This is a genomic window from Flaviramulus basaltis, from assembly GCF_900114265.1.
Taxonomy (GTDB): domain Bacteria; phylum Bacteroidota; class Bacteroidia; order Flavobacteriales; family Flavobacteriaceae; genus Flaviramulus; species Flaviramulus basaltis.
In genome coordinates this window covers 840,126-858,434 of the sequence record NZ_FPKV01000001.1, presented here as the reverse complement: position 1 = coordinate 858,434, position 18,309 = coordinate 840,126, and the positions used below count along the sequence as shown (strand labels likewise).

Below are 18,309 nucleotides of genomic sequence, written 5' to 3'. Positions count from 1 at the left end.
TCATTAATTATGTTTTATATAATTTTTGCCTCCTTTTTTTAATAAAAAGAAGCGAATGAGAACTGTTAATTTTAGTATTTTAGTCAATTAATATATATGCCTATAATATGATATTAAATACCGAATTAGAATATAAAGGAAACCTATTTCCTTCAAAAATAGTCAAATACGAGAAAAACCTAAATGTCCTTTCTTTCACTAGTGAAAATGGCGTTATACTAGAGGTTACTATTCGTCGTGATAGCGTGCTTCGCTTTCGATATACTACAACTGGTATTTTTGAAAACGATTTTTCTTATGCTATAACAAAATATGCAAGTAGAGGTTATAACCATCTTGAGGTCACTGAAAATGAAAAACAATATATAATCACAACAGCAAAACTAATTTGTCATGTTTCAAAACTAGATCTACGTACATCCATTTTTGACGCTAAAGATAAGTCTCTGCTTTGTGAAGATGAATTAGGGTTTCACTGGGAAGAAAGTTATGAACATGGTGGAGATGTTGTTAAAATGTCTAAAATTGCTCAACCTGGAGAAAGTTATTATGGTTTAGGTGATAAGCCGGTAGACAATAACTTAAAAGGCAAGCGTTTTGAAAATTGGGTAACAGATTCTTACGCTTATGGAAGAGGTACCGACCCAATTTATAAGGCTATTCCCTTTTATACAGGATTACACAGTAAAAGATCTTACGGAATATTTTTTGATAACACCTTCCGTTCTTTTTTCGATTTTTGTAGCGAACGTCGTAACATAACAAGTTTCTGGGCACATGGTGGCGAAATGAATTATTATTTCATTTATGGTCCTGAAATGTCTGAAGTTGTTGCAAACTATACCGATTTAACAGGAAAACCGCACGAAATGCCAGCGCTTTGGACTTTGGGGTATCACCAATGTAAATGGAGTTACTACCCAGAATCCAACGTAAAGGAGATAACAAAAAAATTCCGAGATTTAAAAATACCATGTGATGCCATCTATTTGGATATAGATTACATGGAAGGCTTTAGATGTTTTACATGGAACAAACAATACTTTCCAGATCCAAAAAGAATGGTTAAGGAATTAGCTGATGATGGTTTTAAAACTATTGTTATTATTGATCCAGGTATTAAAATAGACATGGACTATTCAATATTTAAAGAGGGCTTAGAAAAAAATTATTTCTGTAAACGTGCAGACGGTCCTTACATGAAAGGAAAAGTGTGGCCTGGTGAGTGTTATTTCCCAGATTTCACAAATCCAGAAGTTAGAGATTGGTGGTCTAATTTGTTTCAAGAGTTAGTTGAAGAAATTGGTGTTAAGGGTGTATGGAATGATATGAATGAACCTGCCGTAATGGATGTTCCGGGAAAATCTTTCCCTGATGATGTAAGACATAATTACGATGGAAATTTCTCTAGCCATAGAAAAGCACATAACATTTATGGCATGCAAATGGCGCGTGCTACCTATCAAGGTTTAAAAAAATTCTCTTATCCTAAAAGACCATTTGTTATTACAAGGGCAGCATATTCTGGTACACAACGCTATACATCTAGTTGGACTGGAGATAATATTGCTACTTGGGATCATTTAACAATAGCAAATATACAAGCACAACGTATGTGTATGTCTGGGTTTTCATTTATAGGATCTGATATTGGTGGATTTGCAGAACAACCAAACGGCGAATTATATGCGCGTTGGATACAATTAGGTATTTTTCATCCGTTTTGTAGAACACATTCCTCTGGAGATCATGGTGATCAAGAACCATGGGCATTTGGAGAAAACATTACAAATGTTGTTAGAAAGTTTATTGAATTAAGATATCAATTATTGCCTTATCTATATACTGCCTTTTGGAGATATGTTGGAGAAGGTGTGCCAATATTAAAATCATTGGTTTTATTCGATCAAGCAGATTTACATACGCACTACAGAAATGACGAGTTTATTTTTGGTGAAAAAATATTAGCTTGTCCTATAACAGGTCCAAATCAAAAAGGAAGAAGGATGTATTTTCCTATAGGAAAATGGTACAATTTCTGGGACAAAACAGTTGTAGAAGGCGGTCAAGAATCTTGGGTAGATGCAGATCTAGACAGTATGCCAATTTTTATTAAAGAAGGTGCAATCATTCCTAAATATCCAATACAACAGTACGTTGGCGAAAAAGAAATTACCGAAGTTTCTCTTGATGTTTATTATAAAAACGGAAAAGAAGATTCTGAATTATACGAAGACGCTAATGATGGTTATGATTATACAAAAGGACGCTACAGTTTATTGAAATTTAACTTAGTAGGTTCTGAAAACAAATTAATTATCAGAATTCATAAAACGGGTAAATATATTACTCCATATGAAATGTTTAATATTAATTTATTTGGTTTGCCTTTTGAAGTTGATAGCATAAAAGTTGATAACGAGGAGGTTGATTTAAAAGATTTAAGTTTTAATAATAACTCACTTGTAGTCACAAAAGAGTTTACAAACCTTCAAATTATGGGTAAGTAATTTAATTAAAAAGCTGAATAATTTAAAAGCCTCTCCTTAAAGAATTAATGAGAGGCTTTTTTATATGTTAAAATAGATTAATTATACCTTTTCAACATCAAAAGGTTTTCCTAAATACACTAATTGATAACCTTTTTCAATTTTATCTACATCTAAGTTATACGAAGAAATAATATGGAGTTCTCCTTCTGTGTCTTTTATAAACAAAGGGATAATGTCTTTATCCTTATTAGTTATTTTAATTAAATCATCATAATGCTCTTTGTCAACCAAGTCTATTTCTTGAATAGAAGGATGCCTTCCTGTTAGTTCTATTAAAGAACTAAAATCATCTGTATGTGAAAACAAACCTTCTTTTGGGTTGTCGTTTTCATTTAACATTTCTTGAGTTGTAACTAATCTAAAAGATCCGTTTTCACCAAACTGCTTGCTAAATTTACTAATAGCGTATTTATTAATATCTTCATTTCCTGTTAATGCCATTAAATAGCCTACATCGCTCAACTCAATATTATCCATTAAAGTATCCGAATAAATATTAGTTATTATAGCCTCTAAACCTAATTCTTTTGCTTTTCTAATATTGCTTTCATTGCTGTCAATAAGTACCACATGCCTGCCATTAGTTTCAAGATAATGCCCTAATAACCTTGAAACCTTAGAAGCACCAACAATTAAAATACCTCCAGATTTTTCAAGAAAAACCCCAACTAACTTCGCAAATAAACGAGCTGTAGTTGCATTTAATAACACGGTGCCTAAAACAATCATAAACACTAACGGTGTAATATATTTAGCATCTACAACACCCTTATCTGCAAGCGTTAAACCAAATAATGAAGCGATACCTGCGGCAACAATACCGCGTGGTCCTACCCAACTAATAAAAAGTTTTTCTTTAAGTTTTAATTTAGACCCATATGTGCTTAAAAAAACACCTAATGGACGAATTAAAAACACCACTAAAGCAAATAATATAACCGCATTCCAATTATAAATTAATAAAAGATCTTCAATGTTAATATTTGCAGCAAGCAAAATGAATAAAATAGATATAAGCAACACACTTAAAGATTCCTTAAAATAAAGTAGTTCCTTTAAATATGGCGAGTTTGAATTTCCTAATACCATACCCATAACAACAACTGCAAGTAATCCAGATTCATGAGCAAAACTATCAGACAAAATAAAAACACCCAATACTGCAGCCAGTGCAAATACATTTAAAAGATAGTGAGGCACCCACTTTTTATTAATAAAAAAATTAAGAGCGTGGGCAAAAGTAAACCCAAATGTAGAGCCAAATAAAACAATTTTTCCAAACTCAATAAGAGCGGTTTTAGTAAACTCTCCTCCTGCACCAACACTTATAAATTCAAAAACCAATACCGCTACTAATGCACCTATTGGGTCTATTAAAATACCTTCCCACTTTAAAACAGCAGAAACGTCTTTTTTTAATGGAATGTTTCTTAAAATTGGAGTAATTACCGTAGGTCCAGTTACTATTATAAGAGCCGAAAACAAATACGATATTTCCCAACTTAAATAAAACACAAAATGTGCGGCAAGAGCAGCTCCAAAAAATGTAACAAGAGAGCCAATAGTAATAAGTTTTGTAATAATTGGTCCCACATTTTTTATTTCATTAGTTCGTAAGGTTAGTCCGCCCTCAAAAAGAATAATACTAATGGCGAGCGATACAAAATAAAAAAGACTTTGACCAGGAAATAGACCTTCTTCCCCATTCCAAATGGGTTCAATCCATTTTGTGCCATCTGCAGATAAAAACTCGGCAGCAACTGGTCCAACTAATAAACCAATTAATATCAATGGCAAAATAGCTGGAATCTTGAATTTCCAAGCAACCCACTGTGCCAATATTCCTAAAATAATGATGCCTCCTAATTCTAACATACCTTAAAATTTTATATAAAAATCACTAAATTAAGTAAAAACAGATAATTTAATCTGATTATATTTTATTAGTTTTTGTAAGATGTAACCTGCATTAATTATATTCAACTTTTAATATAAAAATTGAATGATTGTTATAATTAAGTTGGTTTGATGTTTTTAAAAAATACTATCTTTCACCTTTTAGCTAAAAATAATAATAAAATTGGCATTAAAACCTTTTAAAAGCATAGGAATTGGAATCGCGTATTCACCCAACTTAAAAGCAAATCTTTTTGAGGCGGCTAGACTATCTGTTTTTTTCAGCTCCAAATTATTTTTAATTCATGTAGGTGAAGCTTCAGAAGACAAAATAAATGTGCTTAGCGTTATTCTTAAAAGCTTTGAAAAAGATAATCTAGATTATGAAGTCGTTTTTAAACCTGGAGAACCAGTAGATGTTATTTTATCAACTTCTGAAGAAAAAAAAATAGATTTATTAATTCTCGGGGCTGTACAAAGAGAACGCTTTTTAAAATATTATGTAGGCTCCATTGCTAGAAAAATTACACGTCAAGCAAAATGCTCTATTTTATTGCTAATTAAACCTTCCGTGGAACGTAATCCGTGTCAACACATAGTGGTAAATGGTTTAAAAGATCCCCGAACAGAGCAAACTATTACATCGGCCTTTTATGTTGCTAATAAGCTTAAAGCTGAAAAAATAACTATTGTTGAAGAAATTAAAAGAGATGAAATTTCAGTAAAAGTTGATGATGACAAATCTCTTAGAAGAGCAACGATAATGAAAGAGCGTATTAAACTAAGAGAGAATTCTAGAATAAAAGAGATTATTAGTCATATTCCTGAAGAATACACAAAAAATAAAATTATAAAGTTACAGCCCATTTTTGGTAAACAAGGTTATTCTATTGGGCATTACGCTCAAATTACTCGTGCCGATTTATTAGTGATGAATGCTCCCAGAAAAATGACTTTTTGGGATAGATTGTTTCCACATGATATAGAACATATTTTAACCGAATTACCAACCGATGTGCTAATTCTGCAATGAGTCCGAAAAAAAATAACATAAAAAGTTTTTTTAAATCCTTGCCTAAAAACATGTTTTCTGGTTTTGTGGTTAGTCTTATTGCATTACCTCTTGGTTTAGGACTTGCTATGGCAAGTGATGCGCCTGCGATTTCTGGTGTTATTGCAGCTATAGTTGGTGGTATTGTGGTTTCTATTTTAGGTGGCAGCCATGTTACTATTGCTGGTCCAGGAAACGGTTTAGTAGGTGTGCTTTTAATTGCTATTACAACATTAGGCTTGGAAAGTGCTTATGTGGCTATTATATGCTCTGGTGTATTGCTTATGCTATTAGGCTTTTTTAGAATGGGTACACTTGCCAATTTTTTTCCTTCCTCCGCTATTCAAGGTATGTTAGCTGCTATTGGATTAATTATTTTAGGAAAACAGTTTCATATTATGCTAGCGCACAAAATAAATAGAGAAGATACTGTAGATTATCTTTTAGAAATTCCACATACCATTAATGATGCTTTTCATTACGGAACCGAAGGTTTAATTTATGCGGCATCAGCAGGTGTAATAAGTTTAACTATTATGTTTTTCTATTCGAAAATTAGAAACAAATATTTACAGCTAATTCCTGCTCCAATGTGGATTGTTATTTTATCTATAGGATTTAGTTATTATTTTGAAATAGGATTACACGAAGCCAACCCTATTGCTAAGGAATATATGATTTCAGGCATTCCTTCAATTCATCAAATTATAGCAGAATTACCTCGACCAGATTTTAGTAGTATCTGGAGTTTTTCCTTTTTTGGAAGCGTATTAGCATTAACACTAATATCTAGTATTGAATCTCTTTTAAGTATTAAAGCTGTTGATAAACTAGACCCAGAAAAAAGACGTTCTAATGTAAACAAAGATCTTAAAGCTCTTGGTTTAGCTACTGTTGGTAGTGGTTTTTTAGGTGGTTTAAATGTTGTAACAGTAATTGCACGTAGTTCTGTAAATGTAAATAATGGTGCTAGTAACCGTTCTTCTAATTTTTTTCACGCTATATTTTTAGTCGTATTTATTGTGTTTTTTAGTACACAATTAACACGAATACCACTTCCTGCTTTAATGGCTATTTTAGTATATACAGGTTATAAATTAGCGTCTCCAAATGTCATTACAAAAATGTTTTCAATAGGAAAGGAACAGCTCATAATTTTCTTTGTTACCCTTATTGTGACTTTAAAAATAGGGTTAATTACTGGAATTTTAGCTGGCGTTTTTGCAACTTTAATTATTCATATTATTATAAATAAAAGCGCAGGATTGTTTTTAAGAAATGTTTTAAAACCAAACATTTTAATGTTTAAAGAACAAGATGGCAAAAATAATTTTTATGTAAGTGTAAAGCATTTTTGTAGCTTTTTAAATTACTTCAGACTAAAACAACATTTAGATGCCATTCCTGAAAATAAAGATGTTATTGTAGATTTTTCAATGTGTGAATTTGTTGATGATACTGTACTAGAAAATATTAATAGTTATCAAGAGTTATTTGCAAAACGAGGAGGGAATTTTGAAGTCATTGGCTTAGATATGCACGATACGGATTCTAAACACCCATTTGCTTCAAGACGTTTGTTAGCAGTTCCAAAAATTATAAAAAATAGTCTTACACGCCGCCAAACAAGTATGGAGGGGCTGGCAAAAGACTATAATTTAAATTACAGTTCTAAAAAAAATAAGAACTTATCATTTTTAAATAACTTTTTATTTTTCAGTACAAAAAAAATCAATCACGTTTATAACGAATTAGCTTTAAAAGATAATAGTATAAAATTATTTGATATTGAGTTTTCTGAAGGTGAATTTATAGCAAAAGAGGTCATTAGATCTACTATGCTTCATATCGATTTTAACTATGTCATTCCAGAATTCACATTAGATAGAGAGGGCTTTTTAGAGAAAGTATACGCTATTGCCGGGTTTAAAGATATTCCTATTGAAGATCATGATGATTTTTCTAAACGCTTTTATTTATTAGGTGATAATGAAGCGGGAATTGCTGAATTTTTTAATGATGATGTCACGCGCTTTTTTGAAAGCAACCCTTATTATCATGTTGAATCTAATGGTAATGCTTTGCTTGTTTTTGGTAAAGAACGTTTAGCGAGCATACAAGAAATAAAAACTTTGTTTGATTTTGGAAAACGATTAAAAGAAGTTATTTCATAATATATTCTTAACGTTTTTAGGGATTAACAATAGATTTCTTAATTTTACATCCCTATGAATTTATATCCTATTAATGCTGGAAACCTAAAACTTGATGGTGGCGCTATGTTTGGCGTGGTTCCTAAAACTATATGGCAAAAGAGCAATCCGGCTGATGCCAACAATATGATTGAACTTACTACCCGTTGTTTACTTATTGAAGACGGCGATAGACTTATATTAATAGATAATGGTATGGGTAATAAGCAATCTGATAAATTTTTTGGTTATTATCATCTTTGGGGAGATTTTAGTTTAGATAGTTCGCTTAAAGCTCATGGATTTCATCGTGATGATATTACAGATGTTTTTATGACGCATTTACATTTCGATCATTGTGGCGGAAGTATTCAATGGAATAAAGATAAAACAGACTACGAAACCGCTTTTAAAAATGCACACTTTTGGAGTAATAAAAATCACTGGTTATGGGCTACTCAACCTAATAAACGTGAAAAAGCATCATTTTTAAAAGAAAACATTATTCCAATGGAAGAAAGTGGTCAATTAAAATTTACTTCACTTCCAGAACAAGATTTACTTAAAAATTCAGAATTAGGTTTCGATATTTTTTTCGCAAACGGTCATACCGATAAACAAATGATTCCTATCATTCAGTATAAAGGTAAATCCATTGCCTTTATGGCAGATTTATTGCCAACTGTTGGTCACTTACCATTGCCATATGTTATGGGTTACGACACAAGACCCCTACTAACATTAGACGAAAAAGAAAAATTTCTTAATATGGCGGCAGAGAAAAATTTCTATTTATTTTTAGAACATGATGCTCATAACGAAATTATAACTGTTAAAAACACAGAAAAAGGGGTAAGATTAGATAACATATACACAACTCAAGATATTTTCAATTAAAATAAAAACGACTAATTCAAATAAACAATGAAAACAATTAAAATATTAATAGCATCAACTTTTTTGGCTATTTTAATTTCTGGCTGCGGAGGTACTGCGGATATTATATCAACTCCTGTTGAAAACATTGACTCTTCGCCTTTAAAAGTTTCAGATTTAACAGAAGCCGAAAAACACAATTGGGGTCATCTAGATTTAGTAAAAGATACAATTCCAGGAATGAGTGTTGATAAAGCTTACGCTGAAATTATTAAAAATAAAAAAGGTAAAAAAATTATAGTAGCAGTTATTGATTCTGGTATTGATATTGACCATGAAGATTTAAACCATGTTATTTGGACAAACAAAGATGAAATACCTAATAACGGAATAGATGACGACAAAAATGGTTACGTTGATGATGTTCACGGTTGGAACTTTTTAGGAGATGGTTACAATGAGCAATTAGAATATGTTAGAATTTTAGCAAGTGGAGACACCAGTAATCCTGATTATGCTAAAGCTCAAGCAAAATACGAGACTGAATATCAAAAATGGTTAGGCAGAAAAACGCAATACGAACAAATCTATGCGCAAATAACTACCGCTGATGAAGTGCTTGCGAAACACATTGGCAAAAAAGACTATACAAAAGAAGATGTTAATGCTATTAAAACAGAAGATCAAGCTGTTAGTCAAGCTAAACAAATGGCACAGTATATGTTTAGTAATGGTTTAGAATCTATGGCCGATGCTAAAAAAGAAATTAATGAGGGTTTAGAAAGTATTAATGAGCGATTAAACTATAACCTTAATAAAACTTATAAAGGTCGTATAAATGGTGATGATCCAAACGATATGTCTACCAAATTTTATGGTAATGGTAATGTAAAACCTGTTAAAAAAACTGAAAGTCACGGCACTCATGTTGCTGGTATTATAGCTGCAGAACGTAATAATGGTAAAGGCGCAAACGGTGTAGCAAAAAACGTTGAAATTATGCCTATTAGAACTGTACCTAATGGCGATGAATATGATAAAGATGTTGCTTTAGCAATTAGATACGCCGTAGATAACGGAGCCTTAGTAATAAATGGAAGTTTTGGTAAAAGTTTTTCTCCACATAGCGATTGGGTTCGTGATGCCATTGCTTACGCAGGAAAAAATGATGTTGTTTTTGTTCATGCAGCAGGAAATGATAGTGAAAATGTAGACACAGAACCTAATTTTCCAGACGATAATATAAATGGTGAAGAAATATCAAATACTTATATTAGAGTTGGAGCTCTTGCACCTAAATATGGTTCTAGTATGATTGCTAGTTTTTCAAACTATGGAAAGAAAAATGTAGATGTTTTTGCACCTGGTGCTGAAATTTATTCTACAACTCCAGAAAATGAATACGATACCAAAGGGGGCACCTCCATGGCTGCTCCTGCTGTTGCTGGTGTAGCTGCTTTAATTCGTTCTTATTATCCAAAATTAACAGCTGCTCAAGTAAAGCAAATTATTATGGATTCTGGTTTAGCTGTAAAACCAAAAGTTATTGTTGGTGGAGATACTAATGATGTAAGACCTTTTGCAGATTTAGTAAAGTCTTCAAAGATTGTTAACGCTTATAACGCTTTAATTATGGCGTCTCAAATAGCTTCTAAATAATATTTTATAATCATTATGAATCGTTTCTTAATTTTTCTTTTTAGTGTTTCCTTTTTGTTGTCTTGTAGCAGTAATAAAAACGTGGTGGCAACAAATACCTCTGTGGTAACATCTACCGCAGCCCCATCAACATCATCTAATTCCAATTATTGGCAACAACATGTTGACTACAAAATGGACATTGATATGGATGTAAATAGCTACCAATACCAAGGAAAACAAAAGTTGGTATACACTAATAATTCTCCAGATGTTTTAAATAGAGTGTATTATCATTTATATTTTAATGCTTTTCAACCAGGAAGTGAAATGGATGTGCGTTCTCGTACTATTGCAGATCCAGATCCAAGAGTTGGAGATAGAATTAGTAAACTTGCTCCAAACGAAATTGGCTATATAAAAGTTAATTCGTTAACACAAAATGGAGCTTCTATCCAATATGAAACGGTTGGTACTGTTTTAGAAGTTGATTTAGCGAAACCTATTCAACCAGGTGAAAGTGTCACTTTTGATATGCTTTTTGATGGACAAGTACCTTTACAAATACGTCGTTCTGGAAGAAACAATAAAGAAGGTGTTGCTTTATCTATGACACAGTGGTACCCAAAATTAGCGGAATACGATTTTGAAGGTTGGCACGCAGACCCATATATAGGGCGTGAATTCCATGGTGTTTGGGGTGACTTTGATGTGAAATTAACCATAGACAAGAATTATGTTGTTGGAGGTTCTGGTTATCTACAAAGTGAAAATGAAATAAGCGGAAACAAAAAAGTTTTACATTTTATAGCGCCAGAAGTTCATGATTTTACTTGGGCTGCAGATCCTGATTATATTCACGATACCATGCAAGTTCCAAACGGACCTGTTTTAAACTTTTATTACAAAAGCACTTTAGATAAAGAGAAACTAGAAAGCTGGAAAAAAATGCAACCAAAAACGGTTGAGCTTATGCAGTATTATAGTGAACATGTTGGCAAATATCCTTACAAGCAATATTCGGTTATTCAAGGTGGTGATGGTGGTATGGAATACGCAATGTGTACTTTAATTACAGGAAACCGAAGTTATGGAAGTCTAGTAGGCGTTACAGCACACGAAATGGCACATACATGGTTTCAGTTTTTATTAGCATCAAACGAAGCAAAACACGAGTGGATGGACGAAGGTTTTACAAGTTATATTAGTGATTTAGCAATGAATGAGATTATGAAAGAGGATAACGATAATCCAACTTCTAGTGCTTACAAAAGTTATATTTATTTAGCTAAATCTGGAAAAGAACAACCTTTAACAACGCATGCTGACAGGTATGAATTCAATAGGGCTTATAGTATTTCGGCTTATAGTAAGGGGGAAGTTTTTATGGCACAATTAGGATATATTATAGGAGACACCAACCTAAAACAAACTATTAAGAAATACTTTAATGATTTTGCTTTTAAGCATCCAAAACCTTTAGATATTATTAGAACAGCCGAAAAAGTTTCTGGTTTAGAATTAGATTGGTATTTAATTGATTTTGGGCAAACAACTAATACTATTGATTATAGTGTAAAATCTGTAGAAGATAAAACTGTTGTATTGGAACGAATTGGTTTAATGCCAATGCCAATAGATTTAACAGTGACTTATACCGATGGTAGTATAGAAGATTTTTACATCCCATTACAAATGATGCGTGGTGAAAAACCAACCTCTGCTACAATTATTAAAGATTGGGCTTGGGCATATCCAACTTATACTTTTGAAACCTCCAAGGATATAAAAAGTATTCAAATAGACCCAAAAGAAATGATGGCAGATATTGATAAAGAAAACAATAGTAATTAACTGAATATTACTTCGAATAATTCCGGTTTAAAACTGAATCTGTATCGATAAGTATTCTATAAAATTTAAAAACCTTTTTGTGAAAGCAAAGAGGTTTTTTAGCTTTGACTCTCTTTTTTCTTAAAAAACATAAATTAAAATTGCTATAATATTTACTAATTTAATTCAAAAACCCCAATAAATTAGGTCCTTTATATCGGGTTATCAACCTCTTAAAAATTCTTATTTAGATTTATTATAAATAATTTGTGTAATTCGACCACAGAAGATACTTTTGTTAAAAATTTATTATTCATAATTAGTCTAAATAAAAACAAATGAAGAATCAACTAACGATTTTACTCTTTTTTCTACTAAGTGCTTTCTCTTTTTCTCAAAATGCAGAGGTAAAAGGTACTATTACAGATAACTCTAAAACAAAATTATTTAGTGTAAACATATCAATTAAAAACACAACAAAAGGTGCACAAACTAATGAAAATGGAGAGTTCCAAATTTCAAATATCCTAAACGGAGACTATTTATTATCCGTTTCATATTTAGGTTATAAAACAAAAGAGATTTCAATATCTATAAAAAATAACGAAATCTTAAATTTAGGAAATATTACTTTGTATGAAGGAAATGAAATTTTAAATGAAGTTGTAATTGAAGGGGAACGCACCAATAAATTCTCCAGAAAAAAAACGGCATACGTTGCTAAGCTTCCTCTAAAGGATATTGAAAACACTCAAGTTTATAGCACAATTACAAACGAATTGTTAGCATCTCAATTAGTTACTAATTTTGATGATGCTTTAAAAAATGCTGTTGGTGTAGATCAGCTTTGGGCTTCAACTGGTCGTGGTGGCGATGGTGCAGGATATTATGCTTTACGCGGATTTTCTGTACAGCCGCAATTAGTAAATGGTTTACCAGGATTAACCAATGGAACTATTAACCCAGCAAATATTGAGCGTATTGAAGTCTTAAAAGGACCTTCTGCAACTTTATTTGGAAACGCAGTAAGTTCTTATGGTGGGCTTATAAATGTGGTTACCAAAAAACCGTATGTTGGAACAGGAGGAGAATTATCATTTACTTCAGGAACTTACGGTTTAAATCAAATCTTTGGAGATTTCAACACTGCACTTAGTAAAGAAGACAATCTTTACTTCAGATTAAATACAGCCTATACTACCGAGCAAAGTTTTCAAGATGCCGGTTTTAGAAAATCGTTTTTTGTAGCACCTTCTCTTTCTTACAAAGTAAGTAATAAACTTTCCTTTTCGTTCTATGGAGAAATTACACAAGCCGAACAAACCAATCCAACCTTTTTATTCTTAAATAGAAGTGCTCCAACTGAAGCAAAAGACCTTAAGGAATTAGGCTATAACAACAAATTATCATTCACTAGTAACGATTTAACCTTAGAGAACCCAAATCAGAATTACAGAATTGAAATGGATTATAAATTGTCAGACACTTGGCAATCGCAAACATTATTATCAAAAAGTTCAACTTCTACAAAAGGATATTACTCTTACTTATTTGAGTATGGTATTTTAGGTAATGATACATTTACTAGGTTTATAAGCAAGCAAAACGCAAACACACAAACAACAGATATTCAACAAAACTTTATAGGAGACTTTAAAATTGCATCTCTTAGAAACAGAGTTGTTATTGGCTTAGATTACTTTAATGCCACTTCAACAGATAATAGTACTGGTTATGCTTTTTATGGAAATATTACACCAGAAGGCGGTGCAAACGGAGATAATCCTTTTACCTCAGAAGTAGAAGATGATTTATACCCGCTTTCAACTGCTGGTGTTGATGGTTTTTTAGAATCTCAAGCTGTTGGAAATAATAAATCTAAATATCATATTTATAGTTTATATGTTTCTGATGTTATTAATCTAACTGATAATTTTTCTGCAATGATGGGATTACGACTAGATAGATTTGATAATGAAGGTGATATAACATCTCCGGATGATGATTATAAACAAAATGCTATTTCACCAAAATTCGGATTATTATATCAGCCTATTAAAGACAAACTATCACTATTTGGAAACCTTCAAAACGGGTTTAATAATGTGGCTCCACAATTAGTAGGAAATCCAGAAGATGGTCCTCAACAATTAGAAACCTTTAAACCAGAAAGAGCTAACCAAATAGAGTTTGGTATTAAAACAAACTTTTTCAAAAACCGTTTAAATGCTACAATAAGCTATTACGATATTAAAGTAAAAGACAGAGTTATACAAGATCCAGATTCGCCTTTTAACAGAATTCAAGGCGGTGAAGTAGAAAGTAAAGGTGTAGAATTTGAAATTAACGCAAACCCAATAAAAGGCTTAAATATTAGAGCAGGTTATAGCAACAACGAAAGCAAAACTACAAAAACTGATGACCCTTTAATATTAAATAAAAGACCATTAGAAGCTGGACCAAAAACACTGTATAATTTTTGGGCAAATTATGAATTTCAAGAAGGTAAACTAGATGGTTTTGGAATCGGTTTTGGATTTAATGGCGCAAGTGATCGTTTTGTGAAAAACTACACAACCACAGGTAATTTTATTATTCCAAGTTATACCGTAGCAAATGCATCTGTTTTTTACCAAGCTAATAAATATAGAATTGGTTTAAAACTAAACAACGCCTTTAATAAAGAATATTATAAAGGATGGTCTACTATAAACCCACAAACACCAAGGGCTTTAATCGCAAATATTTCATATAAATTTTAATTAACAATAGAGAAAAAAGCAACTTCTTAAGGAGTTGCTCTTTTAACAAAATACAAATGACGTTTAGAAAATTCATACTACAACTACATAAAATATTAGGGCTTGTTTCTGGTTTAGTGGTTTTTATTGTTGCTATTACCGGATGTTGTTGGGCTTTTAGAAGTGAAATTGAAAGTCTTTATGATGATTACAAAATAGTTACACCTCAAAACGAAACCATTTTAACACCTACAGAAGCAAAAGGTTTAGCCAAAGAAATATTTCCCAACAACTTGGTACACGGAACAATATATGGAAACCCAAACGAAGCTATTGAAGTTGTTTTTTATGATTATAATCCAGAATTCTATCAAAGCGTTTTTTTAAACCCTTATTCAGGAAAAGTGTTACACGTAAAAGACCATCTTTCTGGTTTTTTTAGTTTTGTTTTAAAAGGACACATAAGGTTGTGGTTACCTAAAGCTATCGGAGAAGAAGTCGTAGGTGTTTCCATATTGCTTTTTGTTATTATCCTTATTTCCGGATTTATATTATGGCTTCCTAAAAAGCGCAAAAACTTAAAACAACGCTTAAAATTCGACTGGAAGAAAACAACACGCTGGAAAAGAAAAAATTTCGATTTACATTCTATTTTAGGTTTTTATGTTTGTTCATTAGCTTTTATACTTGCATTTACAGGTTTAGTGATGTCTTACAATTGGTTTCAAAAAGCAGTTTATGTTTCTTTTGGAGGCGATAAAAATCCAACATTTCTAATTCCAAACAGTAAAAGTGAAACCCCTTTAAACAATCCAAACATATTGCCTATAGATAACCTTTTAAGCAAACTGAAAAAAGAAAATCCAAAAGCAAAAAGCTTTGAAATACATTATCCGCATTCCCAATCTGAAAGTATTTATGTAGAAGTAACCAATAGTGATGGGTTATACTACGACTCAGATTTTTTGTTTTTTGACCAAAACACCTTAAAAGAAATATCATCACAAACCATTTATGGTAGATATGAAAACACTAAAGTAGCAGATAAAATACTTCGCATGAATTACGATATTCATATAGGTGCAATTGGTGGAATTATAGGTAAAATTATTGCATTTTTAGTGAGTTTATTAACCGCAAGCCTTCCTATAACAGGTGTTTTACTTTGGTATGGTAGAAAATACAAGAAATAATTTTATGCCTATTCTTTAACATATTAAAAAATTAAAATTTCTTATTGTTCATGTTAAACGAATGAATATTTGTTATATCTTTAACTTAAACATCTCTTTAATAGAATATTAAAACACTTACTTAAAAAATTTGACTTTTGAGACTAAACGTAAAGTTTAGGTGTTAATACTATATATCGACAAATAGTTGTCCTTATATCATTAAGTTTTTTCGTATAAATTTAAGAATAGATTCTACAGCATTATTATAAATATAAATGGTGTAATAGAACAAATAAAATGGATATAAATCTTCGTCTATATCTAATTAAGTCGTTATGTCGTCAAAAGGTTTTAAAATTAAATCTCCCTTAGGACTAAGAATTAAAAGACCAAATAAAACGAAAAAAAATACAAATGATTTAAATTAATACTTAAATGATAGAATTAGATACAAAAGTGAAGGGTTCTGGTTTTCTAAAAAACCTCTCTTCAATTATTTTTATTATTGTAATTGCTTTTTGGGGAACCTCATATTTTGCACAAAATAATAAGGATTCCATTATCTCTGTTTATTCAACCCAAGAGTATACTTATAATAAAATACTTGATTATTCTAGGCCAGGAAAACATCATCAATTACTTGCAGATTTGGTAGGTAACTGGACTTTCAAAGGCAGGCATTTCGATTTCATTGATTCTACGACAAGCATGATTTCAATGGAGTTCAGCGGAAAACTTGTGAGAGAAGCAATTGCGAATGGTCGTTACTTTATTGTAACCATAGATGGAGATGGAAAATTAGAAATGCCCATTCAAGATGGTAAAATGAAAGAAACGGAATTTCATGGTATTGATCTTGAAGGCTACGATAATGTAAAAAATAAATTTATAAAAAACACAATCGGTAATCACCTTTATAGCTCTATTGTAACATCTGAAGGCGCTTACGATTCAACAACAAAAACAATCACCTTTGAATCTGAATTTGAACCTATTCCTGGAATGACAATAAAAGATCATCTGCTAATCATATTTATCGATAATGATCATTATAAAGCAGAATATTATCAAATAGACAACGGGAAATATAGAAAAGGAAGTGAAATTGATTTCTTAAGAAGTAAAGAGAAATAGAAGATAAAAATTGAAATTAAAAGCTAACTAAACCTTAAATGCAAACAAAAACATTACCCACAATAAAAATGCCTTTTCGTAATTCTGGTTGGGCAGCAGTAGCTAGTGGTATACTTGGTGTTCTTGTTATCATATCTCTAATTGGCTATTTAATACTCAGATCTTCCAATATGGGTGCTAGTATTATCTTGAACAGATTCCATGATGTGGGGGTTAGTATCCAATTTCTACTTTTAATTCCAGTTGTAATTGCTCTTCAAAAGATGTCTCAAAAACAAATACCTATTATAACCAAAACGACTATTACCACGGGCATTACTGCAATTTCTTTTATTGCTCTTTTTTCATTACTCATATTGCCTAAAATTGTGTCTGATATTTTATACATGCTTCATCTGGGTGTATTTGGTGTATAGCTCATTTTTATTAGCTTACGCACAAAAGGGTTTCTCTCCAAAGGTCTTCGTCATTTTGGAATGGTTGTGGGTTTTGGGCTTACATTTGTGGGCCTTTTTTTTGTTGGTTATATAATTTTTGTTAGCACAATTCCTCTCCGCATCCCACCAGCAACATTTGAGGAGAATTCTAAAATTCCTATTACTACAGCAAATACAATTTTGCATTATTTTCTTGATATTGGTTCGTTATTGGGAGTACTTGCTTTACCGTTATGGAGTATTTTAATCGGTCTTAAATTATTTCTTGAAAAGGTAAATATCCTAAACTAAAACAACTGTGCAAACACACTGCGCATACCGCCACCTTAAATAAAACTCCATAAATCACTTTACTAATAAGTGATTTTTTTATTTTGCATACCTTTGAAAAATAAAATAAATCCAGTTGAAATTTACCTACTCCAAAAAAGAAAAGCTTAAAAGCAAAAAGCTTATTGATCAATTATTTACCGAAGGTAAATCGGTTTCTGCATATCCCTTACGCTTGGTTTATTTACCTTCTACTTTTGAAAAAGATTTAATAGCTAAAACAGGGGTTTCAGTAAGTAAACGAAATTTTAAAACCGCTATTGATAGAAATCATATAAAACGTTTATTGAGAGAAGTTTATAGGTTAAATAAAGGGTTGTATTTTAACAATTTATCAACACCTCATGCGTTTATGATTTTGTACATTGGCAAAGAAAAACCCTCTTTGGCTCAAATTGAAACAAGAATGAAACTATTATTTGAAAAGTTTTCGAGCAAAATTTCAGAAGTGTAA

The 18,309-nt window shown here is 31.5% G+C and carries 12 protein-coding genes; 11 read left to right on the top strand and 1 reads right to left on the bottom strand.

Annotated features, from left to right (window positions below; all coding sequences use genetic code 11):
* Positions 1 to 107 precede the first annotated feature (107 nt).
* Entirely contained in the window at positions 108 to 2,510 is a 2,403-nt protein-coding gene (locus BT151_RS03950; protein WP_072400448.1) for a glycoside hydrolase family 31 protein, read from the top strand.
* Between the two features lie 81 nt (positions 2,511 to 2,591).
* Here the strand turns inward: BT151_RS03950 and BT151_RS03945 are convergent, their stop codons facing one another.
* Positions 2,592 to 4,427 (bottom strand): cation:proton antiporter, encoded by a 1,836-nt coding sequence (locus BT151_RS03945; protein ID WP_072400447.1) that lies wholly within the window; start codon positions 4,425 to 4,427, stop codon positions 2,592 to 2,594.
* A gap of 205 nt (positions 4,428 to 4,632) precedes the next feature.
* Between BT151_RS03945 and BT151_RS03940 the strand changes: the two genes are divergently transcribed.
* The 10 genes from BT151_RS03940 to rnpA all read left to right on the top strand — a co-directional run bounded on the left by BT151_RS03940 (position 4,633) and on the right by rnpA (position 18,309).
* Positions 4,633 to 5,481, top strand: coding sequence for a universal stress protein (locus BT151_RS03940; RefSeq protein ID WP_072400446.1), 849 nt, complete (start codon positions 4,633 to 4,635; stop codon positions 5,479 to 5,481).
* The gene (locus BT151_RS03935; RefSeq protein WP_072400445.1) at positions 5,478 to 7,673 is read left to right on the top strand and encodes a SulP family inorganic anion transporter; all 2,196 of its coding nucleotides are present in this window, start codon (positions 5,478 to 5,480) and stop codon (positions 7,671 to 7,673) included. The genes BT151_RS03940 and BT151_RS03935 overlap by 4 nt, the downstream gene beginning before the upstream one ends.
* Before the next feature lie 54 nt (positions 7,674 to 7,727).
* Positions 7,728 to 8,588 carry an MBL fold metallo-hydrolase gene (locus tag BT151_RS03930; protein ID WP_072400444.1) on the top strand — a complete coding sequence of 287 codons (861 nt, stop codon included), beginning with the start codon at positions 7,728 to 7,730 and terminating at the stop codon, positions 8,586 to 8,588.
* A 27-nt stretch (positions 8,589 to 8,615) separates the two neighbouring features.
* Entirely contained in the window at positions 8,616 to 10,226 is a 1,611-nt protein-coding gene (locus BT151_RS03925; protein WP_072400443.1) for a S8 family peptidase, read from the top strand.
* A 15-nt stretch (positions 10,227 to 10,241) separates the two neighbouring features.
* Positions 10,242 to 12,059 carry a M1 family metallopeptidase gene (locus tag BT151_RS03920; protein WP_072400442.1) on the top strand — a complete coding sequence of 606 codons (1,818 nt, stop codon included), beginning with the start codon at positions 10,242 to 10,244 and terminating at the stop codon, positions 12,057 to 12,059.
* A gap of 317 nt (positions 12,060 to 12,376) precedes the next feature.
* The gene (locus BT151_RS03915; RefSeq protein WP_072400441.1) at positions 12,377 to 14,800 is read left to right on the top strand and encodes a TonB-dependent receptor; all 2,424 of its coding nucleotides are present in this window, start codon (positions 12,377 to 12,379) and stop codon (positions 14,798 to 14,800) included.
* Positions 14,801 to 14,856: 56 nt separating this feature from the next.
* Complete coding sequence (locus tag BT151_RS03910; RefSeq protein ID WP_072400440.1) at positions 14,857 to 15,972, top strand: PepSY-associated TM helix domain-containing protein; 1,116 nt, start codon at positions 14,857 to 14,859, stop codon at positions 15,970 to 15,972.
* A 417-nt stretch (positions 15,973 to 16,389) separates the two neighbouring features.
* Positions 16,390 to 17,088: a DUF1579 family protein gene (locus BT151_RS03905; RefSeq protein WP_072400439.1), complete on the top strand. Its 699-nt coding sequence runs from the start codon at positions 16,390 to 16,392 to the stop codon at positions 17,086 to 17,088.
* A gap of 68 nt (positions 17,089 to 17,156) precedes the next feature.
* Positions 17,157 to 17,504: a hypothetical protein gene (locus BT151_RS03900; RefSeq protein WP_143144248.1), complete on the top strand. Its 348-nt coding sequence runs from the start codon at positions 17,157 to 17,159 to the stop codon at positions 17,502 to 17,504.
* A gap of 427 nt (positions 17,505 to 17,931) precedes the next feature.
* The gene (rnpA, locus tag BT151_RS03890; RefSeq protein WP_084647853.1) at positions 17,932 to 18,309 is read left to right on the top strand and encodes a ribonuclease P protein component; all 378 of its coding nucleotides are present in this window, start codon (positions 17,932 to 17,934) and stop codon (positions 18,307 to 18,309) included.

What these genes read in the sequence shown, in the direction of transcription:
- BT151_RS03930 (WP_072400444.1), top strand. Translation starts at nt 7,728, where the DNA reads ATGAATTTATATCCTATTAATGCTGGAAACCTAAAACTTGATGGTGGC.
- BT151_RS03910 (WP_072400440.1), top strand. Translation starts at nt 14,857, where the DNA reads ATGACGTTTAGAAAATTCATACTACAACTACATAAAATATTAGGGCTT.
- BT151_RS03945 (WP_072400447.1), bottom strand. Translation starts at nt 4,427, where the DNA reads ATGTTAGAATTAGGAGGCATCATTATTTTAGGAATATTGGCACAGTGG.
- BT151_RS03950 (WP_072400448.1), top strand. Translation starts at nt 108, where the DNA reads ATGATATTAAATACCGAATTAGAATATAAAGGAAACCTATTTCCTTCA.
- BT151_RS03915 (WP_072400441.1), top strand. Translation starts at nt 12,377, where the DNA reads ATGAAGAATCAACTAACGATTTTACTCTTTTTTCTACTAAGTGCTTTC.
- BT151_RS03905 (WP_072400439.1), top strand. Translation starts at nt 16,390, where the DNA reads ATGATAGAATTAGATACAAAAGTGAAGGGTTCTGGTTTTCTAAAAAAC.
- BT151_RS03935 (WP_072400445.1), top strand. Translation starts at nt 5,478, where the DNA reads ATGAGTCCGAAAAAAAATAACATAAAAAGTTTTTTTAAATCCTTGCCT.
- BT151_RS03900 (WP_143144248.1), top strand. Translation starts at nt 17,157, where the DNA reads ATGCCTTTTCGTAATTCTGGTTGGGCAGCAGTAGCTAGTGGTATACTT.
- BT151_RS03925 (WP_072400443.1), top strand. Translation starts at nt 8,616, where the DNA reads ATGAAAACAATTAAAATATTAATAGCATCAACTTTTTTGGCTATTTTA.
- BT151_RS03920 (WP_072400442.1), top strand. Translation starts at nt 10,242, where the DNA reads ATGAATCGTTTCTTAATTTTTCTTTTTAGTGTTTCCTTTTTGTTGTCT.